21 protein-coding genes are annotated in these 25,399 nt (G+C 73.5%); 13 read left to right on the top strand and 8 right to left on the bottom strand.

Annotated features, from left to right (window positions below; all coding sequences use genetic code 11):
• Positions 1 to 69 precede the first annotated feature (69 nt).
• From IE95_RS0107160 to IE95_RS0107135, 6 genes are read left to right on the top strand one after another with little or no spacing between them, the layout of a single operon-like run.
• Positions 70 to 924, top strand: a complete 855-nt coding sequence (locus IE95_RS0107160; RefSeq protein WP_030150946.1) for a MaoC/PaaZ C-terminal domain-containing protein — start codon at positions 70 to 72, stop codon at positions 922 to 924.
• Positions 915 to 2,414 (top strand): MFS transporter, encoded by a 1,500-nt coding sequence (locus tag IE95_RS0107155; RefSeq protein ID WP_206053289.1) that lies wholly within the window; start codon positions 915 to 917, stop codon positions 2,412 to 2,414. The genes IE95_RS0107160 and IE95_RS0107155 overlap by 10 nt, the downstream gene beginning before the upstream one ends.
• Positions 2,411 to 3,187: an electron transfer flavoprotein subunit beta/FixA family protein gene (locus tag IE95_RS0107150; RefSeq protein ID WP_030150944.1), complete on the top strand. Its 777-nt coding sequence runs from the start codon at positions 2,411 to 2,413 to the stop codon at positions 3,185 to 3,187. The genes IE95_RS0107155 and IE95_RS0107150 overlap by 4 nt, the downstream gene beginning before the upstream one ends.
• Positions 3,188 to 3,219: 32 nt before the next feature.
• Positions 3,220 to 4,119, top strand: coding sequence for an electron transfer flavoprotein subunit alpha/FixB family protein (locus IE95_RS0107145; protein ID WP_036571256.1), 900 nt, complete (start codon positions 3,220 to 3,222; stop codon positions 4,117 to 4,119).
• Positions 4,116 to 5,420, top strand: a complete 1,305-nt coding sequence (locus IE95_RS0107140) for an FAD-dependent oxidoreductase (RefSeq protein ID WP_030150942.1) — start codon at positions 4,116 to 4,118, stop codon at positions 5,418 to 5,420. Before IE95_RS0107145 ends, IE95_RS0107140 begins: the two co-directional genes overlap by 4 nt.
• A gap of 41 nt (positions 5,421 to 5,461) precedes the next feature.
• A complete protein-coding gene (locus IE95_RS0107135) occupies positions 5,462 to 5,734 on the top strand; it encodes a ferredoxin family protein (protein ID WP_206053288.1) in 273 nt (90 codons plus the stop codon).
• 74 nt (positions 5,735 to 5,808) lie between these two features.
• On the opposite strand, the gene IE95_RS0107130 is transcribed toward IE95_RS0107135, so the two are convergent.
• The 4 genes from IE95_RS0107130 to IE95_RS0107115 all read right to left on the bottom strand — a co-directional run bounded on the left by IE95_RS0107130 (position 5,809) and on the right by IE95_RS0107115 (position 11,024).
• Complete coding sequence (locus tag IE95_RS0107130) at positions 5,809 to 8,424, bottom strand: helix-turn-helix transcriptional regulator (RefSeq protein WP_030150940.1); 2,616 nt, start codon at positions 8,422 to 8,424, stop codon at positions 5,809 to 5,811.
• 217 nt (positions 8,425 to 8,641) lie between these two features.
• Entirely contained in the window at positions 8,642 to 9,598 is a 957-nt protein-coding gene (locus IE95_RS19510; protein WP_051702838.1) for a hypothetical protein, read from the bottom strand.
• Positions 9,599 to 9,761: 163 nt separating this feature from the next.
• The gene (locus tag IE95_RS0107120) at positions 9,762 to 10,232 is read right to left on the bottom strand and encodes a hypothetical protein (protein ID WP_030150938.1); all 471 of its coding nucleotides are present in this window, start codon (positions 10,230 to 10,232) and stop codon (positions 9,762 to 9,764) included.
• A gap of 144 nt (positions 10,233 to 10,376) precedes the next feature.
• Positions 10,377 to 11,024 carry a mycothiol-dependent nitroreductase Rv2466c family protein gene (locus IE95_RS0107115; RefSeq protein WP_051702837.1) on the bottom strand — a complete coding sequence of 216 codons (648 nt, stop codon included), beginning with the start codon at positions 11,022 to 11,024 and terminating at the stop codon, positions 10,377 to 10,379.
• 202 nt (positions 11,025 to 11,226) lie between these two features.
• Between IE95_RS0107115 and pepN the strand changes: the two genes are divergently transcribed.
• Positions 11,227 to 13,788 (top strand): aminopeptidase N, encoded by a 2,562-nt coding sequence (gene pepN, locus IE95_RS0107110; protein WP_030150936.1) that lies wholly within the window; start codon positions 11,227 to 11,229, stop codon positions 13,786 to 13,788.
• Positions 13,789 to 13,934: 146 nt separating this feature from the next.
• Here the strand turns inward: pepN and malQ are convergent, their stop codons facing one another.
• Positions 13,935 to 16,112: a 4-alpha-glucanotransferase gene (malQ, locus tag IE95_RS0107105; RefSeq protein WP_051702836.1), complete on the bottom strand. Its 2,178-nt coding sequence runs from the start codon at positions 16,110 to 16,112 to the stop codon at positions 13,935 to 13,937.
• A 216-nt stretch (positions 16,113 to 16,328) separates the two neighbouring features.
• Between malQ and IE95_RS0107100 the strand changes: the two genes are divergently transcribed.
• Positions 16,329 to 17,462: a mechanosensitive ion channel family protein gene (locus tag IE95_RS0107100; protein WP_051702835.1), complete on the top strand. Its 1,134-nt coding sequence runs from the start codon at positions 16,329 to 16,331 to the stop codon at positions 17,460 to 17,462.
• Between the two features lie 22 nt (positions 17,463 to 17,484).
• On the opposite strand, the gene IE95_RS0107095 is transcribed toward IE95_RS0107100, so the two are convergent.
• On the bottom strand, positions 17,485 to 17,925 hold the full coding sequence (locus IE95_RS0107095) for a PTS sugar transporter subunit IIA (protein WP_240666219.1): 441 nt from the start codon (positions 17,923 to 17,925) through the stop codon (positions 17,485 to 17,487).
• Positions 17,926 to 18,033: 108 nt separating this feature from the next.
• Positions 18,034 to 18,264, bottom strand: a complete 231-nt coding sequence (locus IE95_RS0107090; protein ID WP_030150932.1) for a PTS sugar transporter subunit IIB — start codon at positions 18,262 to 18,264, stop codon at positions 18,034 to 18,036.
• Positions 18,265 to 18,502: 238 nt separating this feature from the next.
• On the opposite strand from IE95_RS0107090, the gene ptsP reads away from it, so the two are divergent.
• From ptsP to IE95_RS0107065, 5 genes are all read left to right on the top strand, one after another.
• The gene (gene ptsP / locus IE95_RS0107085; RefSeq protein ID WP_030150931.1) at positions 18,503 to 20,194 is read left to right on the top strand and encodes a phosphoenolpyruvate--protein phosphotransferase; all 1,692 of its coding nucleotides are present in this window, start codon (positions 18,503 to 18,505) and stop codon (positions 20,192 to 20,194) included.
• A gap of 147 nt (positions 20,195 to 20,341) precedes the next feature.
• Entirely contained in the window at positions 20,342 to 20,761 is a 420-nt protein-coding gene (locus tag IE95_RS0107080; RefSeq protein WP_420819368.1) for a globin, read from the top strand.
• Positions 20,762 to 20,876: 115 nt separating this feature from the next.
• The gene (locus IE95_RS0107075; RefSeq protein WP_030150929.1) at positions 20,877 to 21,785 is read left to right on the top strand and encodes an acyl-CoA thioesterase; all 909 of its coding nucleotides are present in this window, start codon (positions 20,877 to 20,879) and stop codon (positions 21,783 to 21,785) included.
• A 48-nt stretch (positions 21,786 to 21,833) separates the two neighbouring features.
• On the top strand, positions 21,834 to 22,832 hold the full coding sequence (locus tag IE95_RS0107070) for a DNA topoisomerase IB (RefSeq protein WP_030150928.1): 999 nt from the start codon (positions 21,834 to 21,836) through the stop codon (positions 22,830 to 22,832).
• Between the two features lie 59 nt (positions 22,833 to 22,891).
• Positions 22,892 to 24,526, top strand: a complete 1,635-nt coding sequence (locus tag IE95_RS0107065) for an SDR family oxidoreductase (RefSeq protein ID WP_084689938.1) — start codon at positions 22,892 to 22,894, stop codon at positions 24,524 to 24,526.
• A gap of 24 nt (positions 24,527 to 24,550) precedes the next feature.
• Here the strand turns inward: IE95_RS0107065 and IE95_RS0107060 are convergent, their stop codons facing one another.
• Entirely contained in the window at positions 24,551 to 25,351 is an 801-nt protein-coding gene (locus IE95_RS0107060) for a hypothetical protein (protein WP_129429385.1), read from the bottom strand.
• Positions 25,352 to 25,399: the final 48 nt, after the last annotated feature.

Genomic DNA, 25,399 nt, shown 5'->3' with positions numbered 1-25,399 from the left:
CGGCTCCCGCATCCCGAAACCCGCGCACGTCCCCCGGACGCGCGCAGAGCACGCAGAGAGTAGGAAACGATGGTCATCAAGACCGAGATGGTCGGCCAGTGGTTCGGCCCGTTCGAGCGCGAGTACACCTTCCGCGACCTGAGCCTGTTCGCCCTCGGCTCCGGCTGCGCGATCGACGGTCGCACCGACCTCGAGTACGTGTACGAGAAGGACATGAAGGTCCTGCCGACCTTCGCCGCGATGCCGATCGTCGACTCCGAGGTCACCCGGACCATCGACTACGGCTATAACTACGCCGGGTCGCTGCACTGGAGCTTCGACGTCACCTTCCACCGGCCGATCACCCAGCTGGACGGGAAGCTCTCGACCAAGGTGCTGCTCAAGGGCCTGTACGACCGGGGCGAGGGCAAGGGGCTGCTCGCCCAGCACGTCGGCGACACCTACGACGACGAGGGCAACCTTCTCTTCACGAACGAGAGCTGGGACTGCCTCATCTACGACGGCGGGTGGGGTGGGCCTGCCGCGCCGAAGGACATCGTCGAGATGCCCGACCGGGAGCCCGACGTCGAGACCATCGAGACCATCCCGGAGAACCAGGCGCTGATCTACCGCCTCTCGGGCGACTACCACCCGCAGCACGTCGACTGGGAGTACGCGGCCGAGAACGGCCAGCCCCGCCCGATCCTGCACGCCGTGAGCTTCGCCGGCATCGTGTGCCGCCACTTCGTGCGCGCGTTCGTCCCGGGCGAGCCCGAGCGGCTCAAGCGCTTCAAGACGCGCATCACCGCCTCCGTCCTGCCGGGGACCCGGGTGGCGACGCAGATGTGGCGCATGGAGGACGGGCGGGTGCACTTCCGCCTGGTGGACGCCGACGACCCGTCGGCCAAGCCCTTCCTCAACTTCGGCGTGATCGAGTGGGCCTGAGCCAGGACGACCGTCGCCCCACGGGGGCGGCGGTCGTCACCGCGGCCCCCGCGCGGGTCATGCTCGACGACGTCGAGATGACCCCGTTCCTCAAGCGGGTCACCCTCTTCTCGTCGGGGGGCCCGTTCCTCGACGGCTACGTGCTGTCCATCATCGGCGTCGCCCTCATCCAGCTCGGCCCCGCGCTCGACCTCGACGCGACCTGGACGGCCGTCGTCGGGGTGGCCGCGCTCGTCGGCCTCTTCCTGGGGACCTCGGTCGGCGGTTGGCTGACCGACGTCATCGGGCGCAAGAAGATGTTCGTCATCGACATCGTGGCGATCGCGGTCCTCTCGGTCGGCACCGCGTTCGTGGGCACGCCGCTCATGCTCGTCGTCATGCGGTTCCTGATCGGCATCGTCATCGGTGCCGACTACCCGATCGCGACGTCGCTCATCGCGGAGTTCACCCCGCGCAAGCACCGCGCGATCTCCATGGGCATCGTCGCGGCCGCGTGGTACCTCGGCGCGAACGTCGCCTTCCTCGTCGGCTACCTCCTCATGGACGTCGACGGCGGCTGGCGGTGGATGCTCGCGAGCGCCGTCGTGCCGTGCCTCGTCATCCTCGTCGGCCGTTGGGACATCCCCGAGTCGCCCCGCTGGCTCGCCCGCAAGGGGCGGGGCGAGGAGGCGCGCGCGATCGTGCGTCGCATCTTCGGCGCGGACGTCGAGCTCGAGCCAGAGACCACCTCGAAGGTCGGGTACGCGACGCTCTTCCGCCGCGGGTACGTCGGCAAGATCCTGTTCGTCGGGACGATCTGGATGTGCCAGGCCGTGCCCATGTTCGCGATCTACACGTTCGGCCCCCGGATCATGACGGAGTTCGGGTTCGGAGCCGGCCAGACGGCGACGATCGGCGAGATGATCATCGGCACGTTCTTCATGGTCGGGTGCATCCCGGCCATGTTCTGGGCGAACTCGATGGGGCGGCGCAAGCTGCTCGTCGGCAGCTTCGCGATCATGACCGTCGCGCTGGCTGTCCTGGGTGTCCTGCCCACCGCCGCCATGCCCGTCGTGATCGTCTGCCTCGCCCTGTACGCCTTCTTCTCGGGCGGCCCCGGCAACCTGCAGTGGCTGTACCCGAACGAGCTGTTCCCGACGGACATCCGGGCCTCCGCCGTCGGGGCCGCCATGGCCTTCAGCCGCATCGGCACCGTGGTCTCGACCTACGTGCTGCCCGGCTTCCTCGCCGCCTACGGCACCCGCGCCACGATGACGGCGGGCGCCGTCATCTCCGGCCTGGGCCTGCTCGTCTCGGTGCTGTGGGCACCCGAGACCCGCGGCCTGACCCTCGTCGAGGCCAGTGCGCTGCGCCTCGGCGTCCGAGGCCGGCGGGCGGGCTCCGGCCCCCGCACGGCCGGGACGCCCGACTCCCCGACGGGGACGGGCACCCCCCTCACCACCAGCGACCGCGGACCCCGCGGCGACCTCCAAGGAGATGGATCACGATGAAGATTGCCGTTGCCTACAAGTGGGCACCGAACCCGCAGGATGCCGCGGTGGGAGCCGACGGGACCGTCGACTGGGTCCGCGCCAAGGCGTCGGTGTCCGAGTACGACCCGGTCGCCGCGGAGCTCGGCCGCCGCCTCGCGGACGCCACGGGCGCCGAGCTCGTCGGCATCAGTGTGGGCGGCCCCGACGTCACGTCGCCGATGGCCCGCAAGTCCGCGCTGTCCCGAGGATTCGACCGCGCGGTCGTCGTCGCGGACCCGGCGCTCGAAGGCGCCGGCCCGACGCTCACCGCCACGGTCCTCGCCGAGGTCGTCAAGCACGTCGGCGACGTCGACCTGGTCCTGACGGGCGACTCCTCGCAGGACGTCGGCGCGCAGCTCGTCCCCGCGATCCTCGCCGGCGCGCTCGGCTGGCCCGCCCTCGCGAACGTCACGGCGATCTCGGGCGGCGCGGGCGACCTCGTCGTCGAGCGCCTGCAGGACTCCGGCTCGCAGGTGCTGCACGCCACGGGCCCCGTCGTCCTCGCGGCCGCGACCGACGCCGTCGTGCCGCGCGTGCCGGGCATGAAGGACATCCTGGCGGCCGGCAAGCGCCCCGTCGAGGTGCTCTCGCTCGCCGACGTCACGCCTGCCGCACCCGTCGCCGCCACCGCGGTCGTCGCCACGGCCCGCCCCACCCTCGCAGCGCGCAAGCAGCACGTGATCGACGGTTCCGACCCGGTGGCCGCAGCCGCCGAGCTCGTCGCCGCCCTGCGCGCCGACAACGTCCTCTGACCACCCCCGATCTCCCGGGAAGGAACACCCTCATGAGCACCACCTACATCCTCGTCGCCGGGGACGCCCGCATCGACGCCCTCGTCGAGCTCGCCCAGGGCACCAGCACCACCGCGGTCGTCGTCGGCACGCGGTCCGTCGCGGAGGCCGTCGCGGCCTCGGGCGTGGACGCCGTCACCTGGCTCGGCGAGCCGGGCGACGCCCCGGTCGAGGCCTACGCCTCGACGGTCGCCACCCTGGTCGCGTCCGCCCAGCCGGACGTCGTCCTCGCCTCGAGCCGCCCGGCGGACCGGGTCCTCGCGGGGGCCGCGGCCGCCGTCCTCGGTGCACCGGCGTTCACCCAGGTCTCCGCGGTGACGGTCGTGGCCGACGGCGTCGAGCTGACCCGGTCGGTCTTCGGCGGCATCGCGCAGGAGACCGACCAGGTCTCCGGCCCGGCGGTCGTCGTGGTCGACGGCGGTGCCGTCGCCACGGGCGGCAGCGCCGCGATCGCCGAGGTCACGGCCTCGGCGATCCCCACGCTCACGGTCACGGAGAACCGCCCGGCCGAGCGCGCCGTCGTCGACCTCGGTCGCGCACAGCGCATCGTGTCGGCCGGACGCGGCGTCAAGGCCAAGGACGACCTCGGGCTCGTCGAGTCCCTCGCGGCGGCGCTCGGCGCCGAGACCGCGTGCTCCCGCCCCCTCGCCGAGGGCCTCGGGTGGTACACGCACGACCGCTACGTCGGCGTCACCGGCCAGCAGGTCTCCCCCGAGCTGTACCTCGCGGTGGGGATCTCCGGGCAGCTCCAGCACACGGTCGGTGCCCGTGGCGCGCGCACCGTCGTCGCGATCAACTCCGACAAGGACGCGCCCTTCTTCGCCGAGGCCGACTACTGCGTCGTCGGCGACCTGTACCAGGTCGTCCCGGCCCTCACGGCGGCGCTGTCATGACGAGCGAGGCGGTCGAGCCCGACTTCGACGTCATCGTCGTCGGTGCCGGCGTCGCCGGGTGCGTGACCGCGTACCGGCTCGCCGAGGCCGGCCGCTCGGTCGTGCTCATCGAGCGGGGCGAGGCGCCCGGCTCCAAGAACCTGTCGGGCGGCGTGCTCTACTCGCGGGTCATGGAGGAGGTCTTCCCCGACTTCCTCACGCAGGCCCCCGTCGAGCGGCGCATCACCCGCAACTACGTGCAGTTCCTCAACGGCACGTCGTCGGTCGGGATCGACTACCAGGACTCGCGGCTGTCCGACCCCGTGAACGCGGTGACCGTGCTGCGCGCCCGGCTCGACGCGTGGCTGGGCGAGAAGTGCGAGGAGGCCGGCGTGTTCCTCATGCCGGGGGTCCGCGTCGACGAGGTCCTCACCGAGGACGGCAAGGTCGTGGGCGTCCGCGCCGGCGACGACGAGCTGCGCGCCCACGTGGTCGTGGCCGCCGACGGCGTCAACTCCTTCCTGGCGCGCGCCGCAGGCCTGCGCCCCCAGGAGCCGACCAACCACCTGGCGCTCGGCGTGAAGGCGGTCGTCTCGCTGCCCGCGTCGACCATCGAGGAACGGTTCCACTGCGCCGACGACGAGGGCGTGGCCTACGCCGTCGTCGGCGACTGCACGCTCGGGATCGGCGGCGGCGGGTTCCTGTACACGAACCGCGACTCGATCTCGGTCGGTGTGGTGCTGCGGCTCGACGACCTCGTCGCCAAGGGCGTGCCGTCGTCGGAGGTGTTCGAGCACTTCCTGACCCACCCGTTCGTCGCCCCGCTGCTCGCGGGCGGCGAGGTGTCGGAGTACGCGAGCCACCTGGTCGCCGAGGGCGGCCTGGACATGGTCCGCGAGATCACCACGGACGGCATGGTCGTCGTGGGCGACGCCGCGGGCCTGACGCTCAACACGGGCCTGACCGTCCGCGGCATGGACCTCGCCGCGGCCTCCGGCATCGCCGCGGCCACGGGGATCGATGCGGCGCTGGCTGCGGGAGACACGTCCAAGGCCGGGCTGGCGGGGTATCGGACGGCGCTGACCGCGTCGTTCGCCGGACAGGACATGCAGACCTACGCCAAGGCGCCCGCGTTCCTCGAGCGCGAGCGCATGTACGAGCAGTACGGCTCGCTCCTCGCCGACATCATGTACGGCGCCTTCAACCACGACCTCAGTCCGCGCCGCCATCTGCGCGACGTGGCGAAGAGGGCCTTCAAGCGCTCGCCCGTGCGCCTGCGGGACCTGTTCTCCGACGGGCTGGCGGGGGTGCGTGCGCTGTGACGACGACTGGATCCGTGACCCGGGGGCTCAGGATCGGGACCGTGGCCGATCGGCTGGCCGGCAACCGGTACGAGACCGACGAGGAGGAGAGCCACATCCACCTCGACCAGGACCTCGCCCGCACCACCGGGTGCGCGCGACGGCTGGTCGCGATCTGCCCGGCCAAGGTCTACGCGGAGGAGGCCGACGGGACGATCTCCGTCGAGTACGCCGCGTGCTTCGAGTGCGGCGCCTGCGCCGCCGTGGCCGAGCCCGGGGTGCTCACCTGGCGCTACCCGCGCGGCGGCACGGGCATCTCGCTCCGCGAGGGCTGAGCTCTCACGCACCGGTGGTCCGGGCGCCCTCGGGCAGGACGCCCGGACCACGCGGGCAGGGCCCTGCGCCGACGTCAGCGCCGACCGCACGTGAGCCAGGTGCGTGCCGCGCGCGCCAGCCCCTCGCGACCGTCCGCGCCGACCTTGTGGCTGGCGCTGAAGACGTGGTTCTCGACCGTACGGACGCTGAGCACCATGCGTGCGGCGATCTCCGGGAGCGAGTACCCGCGGGCGACGAGGACGGCCACCTCGCGCTCGCGCACCGTGAGGTTCACCGCGCGGTCGAGCGGCGCGAACAGCCCGCACAGGTCTCGGCCCCGCAGGCCCGCCTGGCTCCAGGCGGAGTCGGCGTGCTCGAGCGCGGCCTGCGCCTCGCCCGCCTCGAGCAGGAGGACGGACCGGGAGACCGCGGTCCGCACGGCGAACTGGCGCAGACCCGCGCGGTACAGCGCCGACTCCTGCACCGCTAGCTGCTCCTCGTCGCCCGACGCGATCGCGACGGCATAGTCGGCGAGACGGCTGAGAAGGGGCGCTTCGCAGGTGGCCGCCATCGCAGCCACCTGGGTGGCCCGCTCGACCGACGGCGAACGCTCGACGGCTCGCACACCGGCCGTGACCGCGGCGGCGAGGAACCCGGCCTCGGCCCGCTCCAGGGCGACCTGCCAGATCGCGTCCGCGGCCGTGTCGTCGTCGGCGTCGTGCGCGAGCGCCGAGAGCAGGTCCGCGGACATCCACGGGTGCGGGCCACGGGGGCCGCGCAGGGCCGAGGCCTGCAGGGCCGTGGTGCGGGCGTAGTCCCGCCTGCCCTGCCACTCAGCGGCGTTCGCGGCGAAGGTCAGCAGCGCCGCCTGGACGTGCGGCAGATGCCGTGGCGCCGTGCCGAGCGCGAGGACCGACGACGTGAGCTCGTCGAGCTCCACGACCCGACCCTGGAGCTGCATACCGTAGCCGGCGACGTACGCGTGCTCGTGCAGCGCCTCGGGTGCCAGGTCGCGACGGGCACGTTCGACCCCGGCGAGAGCATCGTCGACGGCGCCGCGCACGTCGCAGGCCAGCAGCCTCGACAGGGCACGCAGCGAGGCGACGTGCTCCCGCCGCCCGTCCACGTCAGGGACGGCGTCGAGCAGCTCGTCGGCGCGGGCCGGGCGACCCGCGGCGAGCGCGGCGGCCGCCCGGCTCACGAGGAGAGCCGCGCGGGCGACAGGCTCGTCGTCGGCGGGCGGTGCCGCGGCGTCGAGCGCGGCGGCGGGCACGGCACCCACCAGGAGGCTGACGTCGATCGCCGCCGCGTCGAGCAGGCTCTCGCAGCCCGGCAGCGTGCCACGGTACCGGTCGACCTCGCCCAGGGCTCCGGCGGCCGTGCCGGACGACAGGGCGCGGTGGGTCGCGGTCCACGCGACGAGCCGGGCACGCTCGAGCGCCGTGCCCTCGGCGGAGGTGCCCTGCAGCACGGCCTCCACCTCGTGGTGGGCTCCGGTGGTGAGGACCACCGACTCCAGGAGCGCGACCGCTGCCGCGGGCGTCGCGCTCCTCTCCCAGGCATCCCGTCGGGCGACGCGCTCGGCGGTCCAGTGCTGCGCGAGCAGGCGCGCCTCGAGCGGGCCGCCCGCCGCCTCCGCGCCCCGGTCCACGTGCACCACGGGGACGACGTGCCGGTCGACCTCGGCGAGCCGGTCCCGGGCCAGGAGGTTGCGCATCGTCGCTCCCTCGTGGGTGATGAACTCGGCGACGAGCGGCGGGAACACGCCCACGACCGGCTCGTCGCCGTCTGCCAGGACCTGCAGCAGCCCGGCGTCGTCGAGCGACGCGAGGGTGTCGGGCGCCACCATGCGCTGCGCCGTGCGCAGGGGCAGGGTCCCGGCGAACGACAGCAGGGTCACGGCGTCGAGCCCTGCGTCGTCGATGTCGGTGAGGAACGGCTCGACGGACTGGGACATCGCCGTCGTCCACAGGCTGTCCCGCGTGACCCAGAGCCCGTCGCGCTGGACGATCCGGTTCTCCCGGCGGCCGGTGTCGACGACGGCCGCGACGAGGCCGGGCAGCCCGCCCGACTTCGCCGCGACGCGCGCGACCGTGGCCGGGTCGACGGCGCCGCCGAGCAGGTCGTGGACGAGCGTGTGGACCCCCTCGAAGCGCAGCGGGGCGAGGGTGACGCGCGCTCCGGGCTGCAGCTCGGCCGTCAGGGCGCTCGTACCCGGCTGGCGGCGCCCGCCCGGACGGGACGTGGTGAGCACGGGTGTCCGGGCGCGCGAGTGGACGGCGACGATCGCACCGACCGTCGTGGGGTCCAGGTCGTCGGCGTCGTCGATAACGAGCACGGAGGGGCGCGCGGACAGCAGGACCTCGAGGGACCCGACGGCCGAGCTGAGGGCGGGCAGCTGCCCGGGGGTGGCGGCGATCTGCACCCCTGCGACGGCGAGCGCGCTCAGCGGACGGTCCTGCAGCGCGCGCACCCCGCAGATGCGGGTCACCGAGGCCCCGCCGGCGTTGAGCCTCTCGATGACGCGGCGCACGAGAGCCGATCGACCTGAGGACCGCATGCCGACCACGTTGACGTTGGTGCCGTCGCGCAGGTATCCGAGCACCTGCTCGAGATAGCGGGCGTGGAGCACGACGTCGTCCTTGGTGGGACGGACCGGCGAGGGTTCGGGGTGGGTCGCGGGGGCGGACCCGGGGACGGGCTTGGGCATGTGGGGCGTCTCCCTCCGCCCTCCATTCTGCCTACCGTTCCGGCCGGTGGGCGCAGAGACCGGTGCGTGGTCGGTTCCTGTCCGCGGCGGCGCCCCGGTAGTCCGGCCCGTCATGCCCGACGGCGTCACTCGCCCGGGAGCGCCGCTCGCCCCGGTGCACGAGTGCACCGGAGCGAGCGGCGTCGTCGGGCAGGGAGCGGGCTGCTCACCGCACTGCTCAGAACGAGGAGAGGCCCGCCTTGGCCACGTTGAACCCCTTGCCGGTCTCGCTGTCCGTGCAGCGCATGCCGGTCTTGGAGCTCGTGCACGTGAACGACCCGACGGTCTCGGTCTGGTCGTAGTCGAGCACGGTGACGTCGTCCCCTGCCTTCTTCGGCTGGTCCGCGGTCGGGACGCACGGGATCTCGACGCCCTCGGCGGTGAGCGTGACGACGTAGCCCGTGGTGCCCTTGCAGCCGTCCACCGGGGCGGGCTGGTTCGCGAGCTCGGCGATGCCGCACGAGACGCCCTGCTCACCGATCGTGCAGGTGATGTTCCGGCTGGGGCTGGTCACGGACTCTCCCGTGACGGCGACCGGACCGGGGTTCTCGGCCGGGGCGTCGGGGGTCTCGGCCGGTGCCTCGACGGACGTGCCCGCCCCCTCGGCCGGAGCCGGTCCGGGAGCACCTCCGGCGAGGTTGATCGCGAACGCGATGACGATGCCGACGAGGATCACGTCGAGCGCGATGAAGGCGATCCACCCGGGGCTGAGCCGACGTCCGCTCCTGCCCGGACGGTCACCCGAGCCGTTGCCCGACCCGCCACCGGGGGCGGGTGCCGTCGCCTGCTGCTGCGGTGCGGGCTGGTAGGTCTGCTGCTGCGGCTGCTGAGGGGCGTACTGCGGCTGGTACGCGGGCTGCGGCTGGTACGCGTACTGCGCGGGCTGCTGCGGGGCGAACCCAGGCTGCGGGGCGACCGGCTGCGCTGGGTAGGCGGCCTGCTGACCACTGCCGGGGGCGAAGGCGGGCGGCGGCTGGTACGCGGGCTGCGCCGGCTGCTGCTGGTAGGCGGGCGGCGCCGGGGGCTGGTACGCGGGCGGCTGGTGGGACTGCTGCGCCCCGGGCCGGAAGACCGGAGGCTGCTGGGCAGGCTCGGAGTGCGGGGGCGGCGGAGGCACGGGGGCGTTGCCGGACATCACAGCTCCTCAGGGGACTCGGACCCCGCAGTTTCGGGGCAGAAGTACGCAGCATTGCACGGCCGTCCCGCCTCGGTCGAACCGCCGCCCTGTCCGATCGGTCCCGTATGCCCCCGACGCGAGGTCGGTTCGCCCCGGAGCCGCGCCGACCTTCCGTCCCGTCTCAGTCCCGCTGCTCGACGACGTCGACGCCGGTCCCGGGACGCCAGGTCTCGGCCCGTGTCACGGCGCCCTCGACCGTGGTGAGAACGACCCGGGTCAGGTCGAGCCAGAAGAGCTGGAACGGCTCGGCGCCGCCGGTCTCGGCCAGGACGGCCGCACGGTCCGGGTCGTCCCGCGGGGCGCTGCGGACCGTCCCGTCGACCTTGACGTCCCCGTCCGCGCGCGACCCGTCGCCGGGGTTCGAGTGGAGCACGAACCGTGGGTCGACGAGCAGGTCCATCGACCTGCCGGAGCGTGAGGTGGAACCGATCCACACCTCGTCCCGCCAGAACCCGACCTCGGTGCCGCTGACGCGCGGCGAGCCCGTGAGCGTCCGGGTCGCCAGGACGTGCCGGTCAGCGGCCTCGAAACGGGAGCGCACGCGGGCGGCGAGGTCGGGGGCGTCGTCGACGAGCTGCTTCCAGGTGGCCATGGCGTCGATCCTTCCACGGCTCGTCGGGGTCCGGGTCGTCGTCCCGCGCCCCGTGCGGACGGCGCACCCTCGCGCGGGGCGAGGATGCGCCGTCGGGCGGGTGGCGTCTGCCGGTGCCGGCAGGTCGGCGGACCCGTCGACCTGTCAGTCGAAGACCGGGTCCTGCGTGCGCGTGCGCTTGAGCTCGAAGAAGCCGGGCGTCGAGGCGACCAGGACGCACCCGTCCCACAGCCGTCCCGCGTCCTCGCCCTGGGGTGCGGGCGTCACGACGGGGCCGAAGAACGCGACGTCGCCGAACGCGACGACGGGCGTGCCGACGTCCTCACCCACGCGCGAGATGCCCTCGGCGTGCGAGGCGCGCAGCTCGGCGTCGTAGCGGTCGCTCGTCGCGTGCTCGGCGAGCGAGGCGGGCAGGCCGACCTCCGCGAGCGCCTCGGCGATCACGGCGTCGAAGTCGCTGCGCCCGCCCGGGTGCAGGCGCGTGCCGATCGCGTCGTAGAGCGGCTTGACGACCTCGTCGCCGTGCTCCTGCTGCGCCGCGACCACGACGCGGACCGGGCCCCAGCCCCGCTCCATGAGGTCGCGGTACTTCTCGGGCAGCTCGCGGCCCTCGTTGAGGACCGACAGGCTCATGACGTGCCAGCGCACGCTCACGTCGCGGACCTTCGAGACCTCGTCCATCCACCGGCTCGTCATCCACGCCCACGGGCACAGCGGGTCGAACCAGAAGTCGGCGGTACGCACGGGCGCGTCGCTCGCGTGCAGGTCTCGGGCGGTGTCCGACGTCGTCACAGCAGTCACGGGGCAGCTCTCCTCAGCGGGTGGGAAGGTCGGGAGGGGGCGCGGACCCGCTCCCCCGGCAGACCCAACACGCCCGATGACCCGGACATTCCGACCCGCTGGAGTCCGCGGCAAACACGGCGACCCGCGAGGTGCCCCGTGGGACAATCGACGCGGCCCACCCGGCCAGCCCGACCCGTACTGAGGAGTTGTTGTGCCCGGAGAGAACCTCACCCGCGCCGAAGCCGCCGAGCGCGCCGGTGTCGTCACCGTCCGTTCCTACGAGGTCGCTCTCGACCTCACGACCGGACCCACGACGTTCGGCTCGACCACGGTGGTGCGGTTCGCCGCGACCGCCGGGGCGAGCACCTTCATCGACCTGATCGCGCCGGCCGTCCACGAGGTCGTGCTCAACGGCGAGCCGCTCGACGTCGCCGACGTCTTCGCCGACTCCCGCATCCGGCTCGACGGTCTCGCCGCCGAGAACGAGCTCCGCGTCGTCGCGGACGCCGCGTACACCAACTCGGGCGAGGGCCTGCACCGCTTCGTCGACCCCGTCGACGGCGAGGTCTACCTGTACAGCCAGTTCGAGGTCCCCGACTCGCGCCGCGTGTTCGCCGCGTTCGAGCAGCCCGACCTCAAGGCCACGTTCCAGTTCACGGTCACGGCGCCCTCCGCCTGGCAGGTCGTCTCCAACTCGCCCACGCCCGAGCCCGTCCCCGCGACCCACGCGACCGACTCCGCCGTGGACGCCTCGACGTGGACGTTCGAGCCCACGCCGGTCATCTCGACCTACATCACGGCGATCGTCGCGGGCCCCTACGTGGTCGAGCGCAGCGAGCTCACGTCCTCGGACGGTCGCGTGATCCCGCTCGGCGTGTTCGCGCGCAGGTCGCTCGCGCCCCACCTCGACGCGGACTACATCTTCGAGAAGACCCGTCAGGGCTTCGCGTTCTTCGAGGAGAAGTTCGACTACCCGTACCCGTTCGCGAAGTACGACCAGCTCTTCGTGCCCGAGTTCAACGCCGGGGCCATGGAGAACGCCGGCGCCGTGACGTTCACCGAGACGTACGTCTTCCGGTCCAAGGTCACCGACGCCATCAAGGAGCGTCGCGTCGTGACGGTCCTGCACGAGCTCGCGCACATGTGGTTCGGCGACCTGGTCACCATGAAGTGGTGGAACGACCTGTGGCTCAACGAGTCCTTCGCGGAGTGGGCCTCGACGCTCGCGACCGCCGAGGCCACCGAGTGGCACGAGGCCTGGACGACGTTCGCGGCCATGGAGAAGTCGTGGGCCTACCGCCAGGACCAGCTCCCCTCGACGCACCCGATCGTCGCGACCATCAACGACCTCGAGGACGTGCAGGTCAACTTCGACGGCATCACGTACGCCAAGGGCGGCTCGGTCCTCAAGCAGCTCGTGGCCTGGGTCGGCATCGACGCGTTCATGGCCGGCGTCGCCCAGTACTTCAAGAAGCACGAGTACAAGAACACCGAGCTCACCGACCTCCTGACCGAGCTCGAGGCCACGAGCGGGCGCGAGCTCGGCTCGTGGGCGCGCCTGTGGCTCGAGACCGCGGGCGTCAACACGCTGCGCCCCGAGATCGAGCTCGACGCGCACGGCCGCATCGTCTCGTTCGCGGTGCTGCAGGAGGCCCCGGCCGACTACCCGACGATCCGCCCGCACCGTCTGGCGATCGGCTTCTACAACGTGGTCGACGGGAACCTGGTGCGCGAGCACCGCATCGAGATCGACGTCGACGGCGAGCGCACCGAGGTCCCCGAGCTCGTGGGACTCGACCGGCCGCAGCTCGTCCTGCTCAACGACGACGACCTCGCGTACGCCAAGATCCGTCTCGACGAGGCGTCGCTCGCGGTCGCGGTCGAGCACCTCGCGGACATCACGGACCCGCTCGCGCGCTCGCTCGTGTGGGGCTCGGCGTGGGACGCGACGCGCGACGGCGAGACGCCGGCGAGCGAGTACGTGCGCCTCGTCCTGGGCAACATCGCCCGCGAGACCGAGTCCACGACGATCCGGACGACGCTCAACCAGCTCGCGCTGGCAGCGAAGTCCTACGTGACGCCCGGCAAGCAGGCCGCGACGCTCGCGGTCGTCGGTGACGAGCTGTGGCGCCTCGCACAGTCGGCGCAGGCCGGCACGGACTCCCAGTTCCAGTTCGTGAAGTTCTTCGCGCACCTCGCCTCGACGCCGGCCCACGCCGACGCGCTGCGCGGGCTGCTCGACGGGGCCGTGACGCTCGAGGGCCTCGAGATCGACACCGACCTGCGCTGGGAGATCCTCGAGGGCCTCGTCCTGCTGGGCCGTGCGGACCAGGCCGAGGTCGACGCCGCGCTCGCCCAGGATCACACGGCCACGGGCCAGCAGTCGGCCGCACGTGCGACCGCGACGGCCCCGACGACCGAGGCCAAGCTCGCCGCGTTCGCGTCCCTCGTGGACTCGGACGAGGCCCCGAACGCGATCGTGCGCGCCACGACGCAGGGCTTCCAGCACGTCAACGACCCTGCGGTCCTGGCGCCCCTGGTCGAGAAGTACTTCTCGGCGCTGATCACGCTGTGGGCCGAGCGGAGCTACCACATCGCCGAGACGCTGGTCGTGGGCCTGTACCCGGCGCCGCTCGCGAACACCGCGCTGCGCGACGCGACGCAGGACTGGCTCGACGCCCACACCGACGCGGCCCCCGCGCTGCGTCGCCTGGTCGTCGAGAACCTCGCGGGCGTGGAGCGCGCTCTCACGGCGCAGGGCGCGGACGCCTGACGCCCTGAGGGACGGCCCACGGCCGGGGTGGAGCGGCGACTCCCTCCACCCCGGCCGTGGGCCGGGACCGCGAGATAGAGGAATCACGTCGAGGTAGAGGGCTGGAACCCTCTACCTCGACGACAGGCCTCTACCTCGACGAGGGGTCAGGACAGCGCCTCCCGCATGACCTTCGCGAGCGAGAGCAGACGGGCGTTGTCGAACAGGTCCTCGAGCAGCACCACGTTGCCCGACGAGTCGCCCAGCGGGACCTTCCAGTTGGGGTACTCCTGGTCCGTCCCGGGCTGGTTCTGCGTGCGACGCTCCCCCACCGCGTCGGCGAGCGAGACACCGATCAGGGCCGCGGGCGTCTGCGCGATCAGGACGTGCAGCGCCTCGACGAGCTCACGCTCGGACGGGTCGTCACCGATCAGCCCGCGCTCTGCCAGGAAGGCCACCATGCCGTCCCGCTCCGCGCGGGCCGCCTGGCGGACCTGGGTGGCCGGCTCGGTGAGCAGGCCCAGACGCTCACGCAGGTCGACGTGCTCGCCCGCGAGGTATCCCGCGGTCGGGGGCAGATCGTGCGTCGTGACCGTGGCCAGCGCGAGCCGGCGGTACGCCTCGGGGGCCAGCGGACGCCCGCCCTCGCCCTTCTCGAACCACAGCACGGAGGTCCCGAGGATGCCCCGCTCGGCGAGGTAGTCGCGGACCCAGGGTTCGTACACCCCGAGGTCCTCGCCGATGACCATGGCCCCGGCGCGCTGCGCCTCGAGGCACAGGATGCCCACGAGCGCCTCGTGGTCGTAGCGGACGTAGGCCCCGGCGTCGGCGCGCGCCGCACCCGGGATCCACCAGAGCCGGAACAGACCGATGACGTGGTCGACCCGGATCGCGCCCGCGTGACGCAGCACCGTGCGCAGCAGGTCGCGGAAGGGCGCGTACCCGGCGCGGGCCAGGGCACGCGGGTCCCACGGCGGCTGCGACCAGTTCTGCCCCTGCTGGTTGTACATGTCCGGCGGCGCGCCGACCGTCACCCCGCCCGCGAGGACGTCGTGGTGCGCCCAGGCGTCGGCCCCGTGCGGGTGGACGCCCACGGCGAGGTCGTGCATGATCCCGATCGACATCCCGGCGTCCAGGGCCGTGCGTTGCGCGACCTCGAGCTGCTCGTCCGCGACCCACTGGAGCCAGCAGTAGAACTCGACCTGGTCGTCGAGCTGCTCGCGCAGCGCCGCGACCGCGGGCGACGTCGGGTCGAGCACCTGCGGGGGCCAGTCACGGTCGCCGAAGTGGTCGGCGAGCATGCACCACGTCGCGAAGTCCTCGAGCCCCTTGCCCTGCTCGGCCCGGAAAGCGTCGAACGCCGCCTGGCGCGCGGTCGACCGCGGCGCCGCGAAGACGACCTCGAGCGCGGCCTTCTTCGCCTCCCAGGCAGCGTCCCGGTCGATCGGGCCCGCGTCGGAGCTCAGGTCCCGCACCGGGTCGAAGGCCCACTCGACGAGCGAACGGTCCGCGGCCGAGAGATAGCCCGTCTCGCGCACGTCCTCGACACGGATGTACAGGGGATTCACGAAGCGCCTGCTCGTGGGCAGGTAGGGCGAGGGGGTCATGGGGGTGCGGGGCTCAGCCGCCGCCAGCGGGTTGACGAGCACGAAGTCGGCCCCCGCCCGGTGCGCTCCCAGCCACGCGAGGTCAGCGAGGTCCGCCAGGTCCCCCACGCCCCACGACGCCCTGGACCGCACCGAGTAGAGCTGGGCCATGAGGCCCCACGCCCGCCCCTCGCGCACCGCCCGGGGCAGCTCGAGCCGCTGCGGCGTCACGACCAGCGTGGCTCGCGCCTGCGTGCCCTCGCTCGTGGCATGGATCTCGTGCCAGCCCAGCGGGAGGTCCGCCGGGACGGCGAACGTCGCCCGCCCGACCGCCCGGCCGTCGACCGTGCGGGGCTCGACGTACGCGTCGACCTGGCTCAGGGCACGGTGCGCGCGCACCGCGGGCGCGGTCGACCGGTACCCGGTCGGCTCGACCGGCTCGAGCTCGACCCACACCTCGACGGGTGCGCCGTCGGCGACGTGCACAGGGAACCGCAGCTCGTCGCCCTGGCGCACCACGACGGTCGGGGGCAGCATCTGCCGCCACTCGTCGTCGACCGAGTGCTCGAGGCTCACGGCGACCTTCTCGGGGGACGACGCGGGCACGCCCAGCGCCTCGAGCACCGCGACGAGGGTCTGCGCGCTCACCTGACGCTGCGTGCCGTCGAAGCCCCAGAAGTCGGGCGCGACACCATGGGCCGCGGCCAGCTGGACCAGCGGTTCGGGCACGTCGGCCGCGACATGTTGTGGAACGCTCACGAGGGTGATCCTGCCAGAGCACGGGGGCGACGGCAGGCCTTGCGCCCGGTGTGGCGCGGGTGGTCGCCAGGTTCAGCCCCTCGGACCCGTGCGCACACCGCCCGCGCACCGTCCTCACAGGCCCTCCGCAGGACCCGTCCCCCGCGGCCGGTGAGGCTCGTCACGTGAGGCGCCCGACGTCGTCGGGCCGCTCGCTGCGGCGGGTAACCTGCCGGGATGGCTTCCCCGTCCCCGTCCCCCACCGACATCGGCGACGAGATCGCCGAGCACGCCAACGTGTGGCTCGACTGGTTCCTCGGCACGCCGCTGCGGATCATCCTCATCGTCGTGATCGGCTCCGTCCTGCTGGCCGTGATCCGCCGCGTCATCCGCCGCGTGACCGAGCACATCGCCGACGGCACCCCCCTCACCGATCGGCGCGGCATGACGGGCCTCAAGGGCCTGTCCGCGTCGCCCGTGGGCAACGTCCTGCTGCGCGCCAACCCTCTCGCGAGCGCACGTCGGGCCCAGCGTGCCCGCACGATCGGCTCGGTCCTGCGCTCGACCGCGAACATCCTGCTCGGATCGACGATCGTCCTCATGGTGCTCACCGAGCTGGGCATGAACATCGCGCCGTTCCTCGCATCCGCCGGGATCGTGGGCGTCGCGCTGGGCTTCGGCGCACAGAGCCTCGTCAAGGACTTCCTGTCGGGCACGTTCATGCTGCTCGAGGACCAGTACGGCGTGGGCGACTCGGTCGACTTCGGCGTCGTGGCCGGGACGGTCGAGGAGGTCGCGCTGCGCGTGACCAAGGTCCGCGACGGCGACGGCACCCTCTGGTACATCCGCAACGGCGAGATCCTGCGCACGGGCAACAAGTCGCAGGAGTGGGGCCGCGCCTCGGCCGAGGTACACGTCGCCTACTTCGCGGACCTCGACCAGGTCGAGCGGGTCCTGCGCGAGGCCGGCGAGGCCGTCGCCGCCGACCCCGTCCTGGGCACCTACCTCCTGGAGCAGCCCGCCGTGTCCGGCATCGAGTCGATGACCCCCGAGGAGATGGTCCTCAAGGTCTCCGTCAAGACCCAGGCCTCGATGCAGGGCGAGATCTCCCGTGCGCTGCGCACCACGGTCCGCGAGCGCCTCGCCGCGGCGCACGTGCCGCTGGCCGGCGCCGAGCCGCCCGCTGCCCTCGAGGCAGCACCGCAGGACGCGGTGCACGACAAGGACGCGGTGCACAACCGTGACACCGCGCAGAACCCGGACGCCCTGCAGGCGCGCGACGTCGTGCAGCCGAAGGACGAGGTGCAGGCCAAGGACTCGCTGCAGACGCGCGACGCGCTGCCGGACGACCCGGCACAGCCGGACAGGTAGCCGACCGGCAGCGGGCCGGTCCTCAGCCCCAGGCGAGGATCGGATCGCCCGCCCGGACGGCCGCGCCCGGGCGGACGAGCGACGTCAGGAGCGACGGGTCGCCCTGGAGCGCGATGACCGAGCACACTGTCGCCAGGCCCAGCGCGGCCACTCGCGGCGGCTCCCAGGACAGCAGGGTCGCGCCCGCCTCGACCCGGTCTCCCGGCTCGACGTGGAGCTGGAACCCCTCTCCCCCGAGCCGCACCGTGTCGATGCCCAGGTGGACCAGGACGGTGCGCCCACCGGTCGCCTCGAGCGCGAAGGCGTGCGGGAACAGTGAACCGACCGTGCCCGCGGCGGGGGCCACGACCGTGGAGATCCCGTCGCCGTCCACCGAGGGTTCGATCGCGAGTCCGGGCCCGGCGAACGCCTGCGCGAACACGGGGTCAGGGACGTCGCGCAGCGCCACGACCGTGCCGCTCACCGGTGCTCCCACGCGTAGGCGTTCGCGGGGCCCGGCCTCGTCCGTCGACGTGCCGGAACCTGCGGGGGGCGCTGGAGGTGCGGAACCGGTCGGTGGCATCTGCTCGTGTCAGCGCAGGGTGTCGAGCTCGGCGGCGAGGTTGTCCGCCTCGGGGCCCACGATCACCTGGATGACGCGGCCCGAGCGCACCACGCCGAACGCCCCCGTGGCCTTGAGGCCGACCTCGTCGACGAGCGCCGGGTTGGTCACCTCGACGCGCAGCCGGGTGATGCAGGGTTCGAGGTCGACCACGTTCGACTGTCCGCCGAGCGCCTCGAGGATCTGCTGTGCCTTGCTCATCTACGAACTCCTGACTCCTGTGCTGCGGGCGCCGTTGCCGGGGGGAAGGCCTGCGAACAGGCCTCTTTCCTCCACCCTAGTCTCACAGCACGTGCGGCCGAGGGAGAACAGCGGGCGATTTCCCCCCGCCCCGTCGAGCTGCCGCCTGCCCGCTTGGCGCTCGGCTCGCGGCTGGGGAACACTGCCAGGGAGGGGAACCCGGCCGACCGCCGGGACCGGGCGAGCTCAGGAGGACGTCGTGGCCAGCGAGGAACAGCGGACGATCACCGGTATCGGGGTGTGCCCCGGGAAGGTCGTCGGGCCGGTCGTCTTCCTGCCCGAACCGCTCGCGGAACCCTCCCCCGGGCTCCGCCTGCGCCCCACGGCCGACCTGCGCGCCGAGGCCGACCGTATCCCGGTCGCAGCCGCCCAGGTGCAGGCGGACCTCGAACGGGCTGCGGCCACCGCGACCGGGGACACGCGCGACGTCCTGGAGGCCACGGCCGCGATGGCCGCCGACCCCACGCTCGCGGCCGACGCCGCCCGGCGCGTCGTCGACGAGCACCTGATCGCCGAGCGTGCCGTGTGGGAGGCCGCCGAGTCGGTCGCGCAGCAGTTCGAGGCCCTCGGCGGGTACTTCGCCGAGCGTGCGCGCGACATCGCGGACGTGCGCGACCGGATCGTCGCCGCGCTCTCGGGCCGCCCCGCACCGGGCGTGCCGGACCACCCCGAACCGTTCGTGCTGGTCGCGCTCGACCTGGCCCCGTCGGTGACCGCGGGCCTCGACCCGGCGCGTGTGCTCGCGATCGTGACCGACGGCGCCGGGCCCACGTCGCACACCGCGATCGTCGCCAACGCCATGGGCATCCCCGCGGTCGTCGCCGCGGCCGGGGCGAGCGAGGCGCTCGACGCGGGCGACACGGTCCTCGTCGACGGGTCGGCCGGGACCGTCCTGGTCCACCCCACGGACGAGCAGGTCGCGACCGCCCGGGCGCTCGCCGCGACCGTGCGGACCTTCTCGGGCGAAGGACGCACCGCGGACGGCCACCGGGTCCAGCTCCTGGCCAACATCGGCGACCCCGCGGGCGCCGAACCCGCCGCGGCCGCCGGGGCCGAGGGGGTGGGGCTCTTCCGCTCCGAGTTCGCGTTCCTCGACCGTGAGGAGCCACCGACGGTCGCCGAGCAGGTCGACGCCTACCGCACGGTCTTCCACGCGTTCCCCGGCCGCAAGGTCGTGATCCGCACGCTCGACTCGGGCGCCGACAAGCCCCTGCACTTCCTGTCGGTCGACGACGAGGAGAACCCTGCACTGGGGGTGCGCGGGCTGCGCACGGCCGAGAAGTGGCCCGACCTCCTGGAGCAGCAGCTCGAGGCCGTCTCGCTCGCAGCCGCGGCCGAGGAGGCCGTGGTGTGGGTCATGGCCCCCATGGTCTCGACCGTCGCCGAGGCCGAGTGGTTCGTCGCCCGGTGCGCGGCCCACGGGCTGGACACCGCGGGCGTCATGATCGAGGTGCCCAGCGCAGCCCTGCTCGCCGGTCCCGTGCTCGCCCGCGCGCACTTCGCCTCGATCGGCACCAACGACCTCACGCAGTACACCATGGCCGCCGACCGCCTCCTGGGCTCGCTCGCCGAGCTCAGCGACCCGTGGCAGCCTGCGGTCCTCCAGCTGGTCGCCGCGACCTGCCGCGGCGGGGACCTCCAGGGGCGGCCCGTGGGCGTGTGCGGCGAGGCGGCGTCGAACCCCGTGCTCGCGGCCGTGCTCGTCGGGCTCGGCGTGTCCTCGCTGTCGATGACGGCGCGCGCGATCCCCGACGTCGCCGCGCTGCTGGGCGCGGTCACGATCGCGGAGTGCCGCGAGGTCGCGCAGCTCGCGCTCGCGGCCGAGAGCGCGGCCGACGCGCGCGCCTCGGTCCGGGCGGCCCTCCCCCAGCTCGACGGGCTGGGGCTGTGAGGAGCCCGACAGCGGCGAGCGTCACGTCGCCCGGACGCCCGGACGTGCGCGACCGGATGGGATGATGGCCGCGTGACCAGCGATCCCGTCCCCCACCCCGGCGGCACGCCCGCGCCGCCGCCTGGAGGCCCCTCCGCTGCCCTCCCGGTGAGCGCCGCGCCCCCGCGCCTGCGCGAGTCCGTCGCATCCTCGGACAGCTTCTACGACGCGATCGGGGGGCACGAGACGTTCGTGCGGCTCGTCGACGTGTTCTACGAGGGGGTGGCCGCGGACCCCGTCCTCAAGCCCATGTACCCCGAGGAGGACCTCGGCCCCGCCAAGGTCCGGCTGACCATGTTCCTCGAGCAGTACTGGGGCGGCCCCACGACGTACTCGGAGCAGCGCGGCCACCCCCGCCTGCGCATGCGCCACGCCCCCTTCAAGGTCAACCCCGACGCGAGGGACCGCTGGCTCGCGCACATGCGTGCCGGCGTCGACTCGCTCGACCTCGCCCCGCTGCACGAGGCCACGCTCTGGGACTACCTGGAACGTGCCGCCCACTCGCTGATCAACACCTTCGAGGAGTGACGTGACCGACGTGAGTGCCCCCCGCGCCGACCAGACCCGGCAGCCCGGCCAGACCCACCAGCCCGGCCAGCCCGACGAGACCGCCCGCGCTGCCCAGGCCACTCCGGCCGGGCCCCTGCGCACCAAGGTCACGGCCGACGAGCTCGCGCGCGACCCGCTCGGCAACCTGCTGCGGGCGCTCCAGCTCCAGCAGAAGCCTGCCGACGACTCGCGTTCCGACGGCGCCGACGTGCGCTTCGGCGGCCTGAGCGTCGACCAGCCCAACGCCCGGATCTACGGCGGACAGGTCCTCGCCCAGGCGCTCATCGCCGCGGGGCTGACCGTCGAGGGTGATCGCCGACCCCACTCGATGCACGGCTACTTCCTGCGCGCGGGCGACCTCGACGCCCCCATCGAGTTCGCCGTCGAGAAGCTGCGCGACGGCCGCTCGTTCAGCGCACGCCGCACGCACGCCGTCCAGCACGGCAAGCCGATCCTGTCGATGATCGCGTCGTTCCAGGAGGAGCAGGACGGCGTCGACCACACGTCGCCCATGCCCGAGGCCCCGGACCCCGAGACCCTGCCGTCGGCGTTCGACGAGCTCGGCAAGATCCCGCACCCCGCCGCGCGCTCGCGCTCGCACGAGGCCGCGTTCGACCTGCGCCACGTGGGCGGCTCGCTCTACCTGGGCCCCGGTGCCGAGCGCACCGACCAGCAGATGGTGTGGATGAAGGCCCGCGGGCCCGTCGAGGGCGACCAGCTCCTGCACCGCGCCCTCATGGCGTACGCGTGCGACCAGATCATGCTCGAGCCCGTGCTGCGCAAGACCGGGTCGAGCTGGGTCACGCCCGGTGCCTCGATCGCGAGCCTCGACCACGCCATGTGGTGGCACCGCGACGCACGCGTCGACGAGTGGCTGCTCTACGTCCAGTCCTCCCCGAGCGCGCAGGGCGGGCGGGGCCTCGGCGCCGCCCGCGTCTTCACGCGCGACGGGACGCTCGTGGCGAGCATCGCGCAGGAGGGCATGCTGCGGCTGCCGGTCTGAACGTTCGGCTGACGAGCGAGTCCCTGGGGCGCGGGGCAGGATGACCGGATGGTCCGCCTGCGCCGCGTCTCGGTCTCCTCTCCCGGGTACGGCCGACGCCGTCACGGGAAGGGGTTCTCGTACCTCGACGTGGACGGCTCGCGGCTGAGCGACCCGGACGAGGTCGCGCGCTGCACCCGCCTGGTCGTCCCGCCCGCCTGGTCGGACGTCTGGATCTGCCGCTACCCGAACGGCCACATCCAGGCCTTCGGGTACGACGACGCAGGACGCGGCCAGTACCTGTACCACGACCAGTGGCGTGAGCGCAGGGCCCGGCGCAAGTTCGACCACGTCCTGGCGGTCGGCGCGCGGCTCCCTGCCGCGCGCCGCCGGGTCGCCCAGGACCTCGCGGCGGACGGGATGCCGCGGGCCAAGGTCCTCGCGCTCGCGTTCCGGCTCCTGGACCTCGCCTACTTCCGCGCCGGCAGCGAGGCGTACGCGAAGCAGAACGGCAGCCACGGGCTCGCGACGCTGCGCACCGAGCACGTGCGCGTGCGGCGCGACGGCTCGGTCCACTTCCGCTACCCCGCGAAGTCGGGGCAGGTGCGCGACGTCGTCGTCGAGGACGGACGGGTGCGCGAGGTCGTCACGACGCTCGTGCGGCGTCGGGGCGCGGGCGACCTGCTCGCGTGGCGCGAGGAGACGCCGGGCGGCGTCGCCTGGCACGACGTGTCGAGCGCGGACGTGACCTCCTACCTCAAGGAGCGCCTGGGCGAGGACGCGACCGCGAAGGACTTCCGCACCTGGCACGCTACCGTCCTCGCCGCCCGCGCTCTCGCGGACGCGGGCGCACCGCCCTCGTCCGCCCGCGCCCGGCGGGCCGTGGTCGCGGGCGTGGTCCGGGACGTCGCCGACGAGCTGGGCAACACCCCGGCCGTCGCACGCTCGTCGTACATCGACCCGCGGCTGATCGACCTCTGGGAGCGCGGGCAGACCATCGAGCCGCTCCTGGGCAGGCGGCGCAGCCGGGCCGCGGCCGAGCGCGCGGTGCTGGAGCTGCTCAGGTGAGGGGGACGGAGGGCCGCCGGTCGCGAGCGGCCGCCGCCCGCGTCACCATGGGAAGCACCATGACCACAGCCGACGACGCCGCTCCCCCGCCCACTCCGCCCACCCCCGCCGAAGGGCCCACCGGGCCCGCCCCCGGTCCGGATCCTCTGACCGTCGCCGTCACGGGCGTGACGGGCTACGTCGGCGGCCGCCTCGTCCCCGAGCTCCTGGGCGCCGGGCACCGCGTCCGCGCGATCGCCCGCCGCCCTGAACGCCTGGCCGGCCGCGACTGGGCGCAGCACGTGGACCTGGTGCAGGCGGACGCGTCGGACCTGGACCAGATCCGTGAGGCCCTGCAGGGGGCGGACGTCGCGTACTACCTGATCCACTCGCTCGGCACGGGCCGCTCGTTCGCGGCCCGTGACCGGCGTACGGCCCTGACGTTCGCCCGGGCGGCCCGCGAGGCGGGCGTCGGACGGATCGTCTACCTGGGCGGCCTGTTCCCCGACGTCGACGACGCCGACCTGTCGCCGCACCTGGCCTCGCGCAAGGAGGTGGGCGAGATCCTGCTGGCCTCGGGCGTCCCGACGACGGTGCTCCAGGCCGCGGTGATCCTCGGCTCGGGCTCGGCGTCGTTCGAGATGATGCGCTACCTCACCGAGCGCCTGCCCGCGATGACGACGCCGCGCTGGGTCGACAACCGCATCCAGCCGATCGCGGTCCGTGACGTGCTGCGCTACCTCGTCGGCAGCGCGACGATGCCCCCCGACGTCTCGCGCGCGTTCGACATCGGCGGGCCCGACGTCCTGACCTACCGGCAGATGATGCAGGGCTACGCGCAGGTCGCCGGGCTGCCGCGACGGCTCATCGTGAGCGTCCCGGTCCTGACCCCGCGCCTGTCGAGCCACTGGGTGGGTCTTGTGACGCCTGTGCCCGCGAGCATCGCGCGGCCCCTGGTCGAGTCCCTGGTCCACGAGGTCGTGTGCGACGAGCACGACATCGCGCGGTACGTCCCCGACCCGCCCGGCGGGCTGATCGGCTTCCGCCGCGCGGTCGAGCTCGCGCTCCAGCGCGTCCACGACGGCGAGGTGACCACGCGCTGGTCGTCGGCCGCGGTCGAGGGCGCGCCGAGCGACCCTCTGCCCTCGGACCCCGACTGGGCGGGCGGCTCGTTCTACGTCGACGAGCGCCGACGCGTGGTCGACGCCCCCGCCGACGTCCTGTGGTCCGTGATCGAGTCGATCGGCGGGCAGCGCGGCTGGTACTCGTGGTCGCTCGCGTGGCGGGTGCGCGGGCTCCTCGACCGGCTATCGGGCGGTCCGGGCCTGCGGCGCGGGCGTCGCGACGAGCGCACGCTCGTGGTCGACGACGTCCTGGACTTCTGGCGGGTCGAGGCCATCGAGCCCGGTCGGCGCCTGCTGCTGCGTGCCGAGATGCGGCTGCCGGGTCTGGCGTGGCTCGAGCTGCGCGTCGACGATTCGGCCGAGGAGATCACGGGGCCCGACGACGTCGGTCCAGCTCCCGAGGAGGCGTCCGGGCCGGGACGGTCCTACTTCGCGCAGCGGGCGCTGTTCCACCCGCACGGGCTCGCCGGGCAGGTGTACTGGTGGTCGGTCGCGCCGTTCCACGGCGTCGTGTTCGGGGGCATGCAGAAGAACATCGCCGAGGCCGCGGAGCGAGCAGCGGCGGCAGCGGCAGCGGCCGAGGGCAGGTAGGCCGGGCGACCGACCTGCTGCGACCTACTCCTCGAGCGCGGTGAGCATCCGGTCGACGAGGGCGAACGCGGTCTCGCTGACGACCATGCCGGCGAGCGTGACGTCGGTGAGGTCGGCGTAGTCCTCGATGAGCTCGCGGATGTCCTCGTCGAGCACACCGGGCCGGTGCACGGCCCCGCGAGCGGGCACGGCACCCGAGACCAGGTCGAACGTGAGCGAGGCGATCGCGGCGAGCAGCGGCTCGTCGGCCGCGACGAGACGGGCGATGGCCGCACGCCCCGCGGCGGACGTCGCCTCCCCGGTGACGGCCTGGAACGCGAGCAGCGCGACCTGGAGCGTCCGGGGTCCGTGGAGGAAGGACTCGTCGAGGCCGGGCAGGACCTCCTGCGCGGCGAGCAGCACCTCGAGCTGGAGGTCCACCTGGTCGGCGGGCTCGCCGGGCAGGTGGGCGGCGCCCATGGTCAGCAGGAGGAGCGCGACCCCGCTGCGCACGTCCTCGGGCTGGCTGTCGTCCCGCACGACCGCCGCGAGCACGCGCAGCGCGGGCACCGACACGCCGTAGAGGGCCCCGTCGTGGTTCACGACCTGCCACAGCAGGTCGAGGGCCTCGTCCTGCTCGGCCCCCGCCGGCCCGACGACGGCGCGCACCAGGGCAGGGATCACGTCGGCCGCGCCGAACGCCCCCTGGTAGGCGCCCCAGTCCACGGCGTCGAGCTCGAGCTCGACGTCCGAGAGGGGCGCCTCGGACCGGGGCAGAACGGGCAGAACGTCTTCGGGTCCGGCGTCGACGGCCACGTCGGCGCCTACAACCTCTACGGTGTCCACGCGCGCATCATGACATCTACCGGGGGCATCCGTCACGGTCGTGTGCGT

This window comes from Oerskovia turbata, from assembly GCF_000718325.1.
GTDB lineage: Bacteria > Actinomycetota > Actinomycetes > Actinomycetales > Cellulomonadaceae > Oerskovia > Oerskovia turbata.
This window is presented reverse-complemented; position numbering and strand designations above follow the sequence as displayed.

Excerpts from the sequence above, each read along its gene's own strand:
- IE95_RS0107160 (WP_030150946.1), top strand. The coding sequence starts at position 70 with ATGGTCATCAAGACCGAGATGGTCGGCCAGTGGTTCGGCCCGTTCGAG.
- IE95_RS0107150 (WP_030150944.1), top strand. The coding sequence starts at position 2,411 with ATGAAGATTGCCGTTGCCTACAAGTGGGCACCGAACCCGCAGGATGCC.
- IE95_RS0107145 (WP_036571256.1), top strand. The coding sequence starts at position 3,220 with ATGAGCACCACCTACATCCTCGTCGCCGGGGACGCCCGCATCGACGCC.
- IE95_RS0107140 (WP_030150942.1), top strand. The coding sequence starts at position 4,116 with ATGACGAGCGAGGCGGTCGAGCCCGACTTCGACGTCATCGTCGTCGGT.
- IE95_RS0107130 (WP_030150940.1), bottom strand. The coding sequence starts at position 8,424 with ATGCCCAAGCCCGTCCCCGGGTCCGCCCCCGCGACCCACCCCGAACCC.
- IE95_RS19510 (WP_051702838.1), bottom strand. The coding sequence starts at position 9,598 with ATGTCCGGCAACGCCCCCGTGCCTCCGCCGCCCCCGCACTCCGAGCCT.
- IE95_RS0107120 (WP_030150938.1), bottom strand. The coding sequence starts at position 10,232 with ATGGCCACCTGGAAGCAGCTCGTCGACGACGCCCCCGACCTCGCCGCC.
- IE95_RS0107100 (WP_051702835.1), top strand. The coding sequence starts at position 16,329 with ATGGCTTCCCCGTCCCCGTCCCCCACCGACATCGGCGACGAGATCGCC.
- IE95_RS0107090 (WP_030150932.1), bottom strand. The coding sequence starts at position 18,264 with ATGAGCAAGGCACAGCAGATCCTCGAGGCGCTCGGCGGACAGTCGAAC.
- IE95_RS0107070 (WP_030150928.1), top strand. The coding sequence starts at position 21,834 with ATGGTCCGCCTGCGCCGCGTCTCGGTCTCCTCTCCCGGGTACGGCCGA.
- IE95_RS0107065 (WP_084689938.1), top strand. The coding sequence starts at position 22,892 with ATGACCACAGCCGACGACGCCGCTCCCCCGCCCACTCCGCCCACCCCC.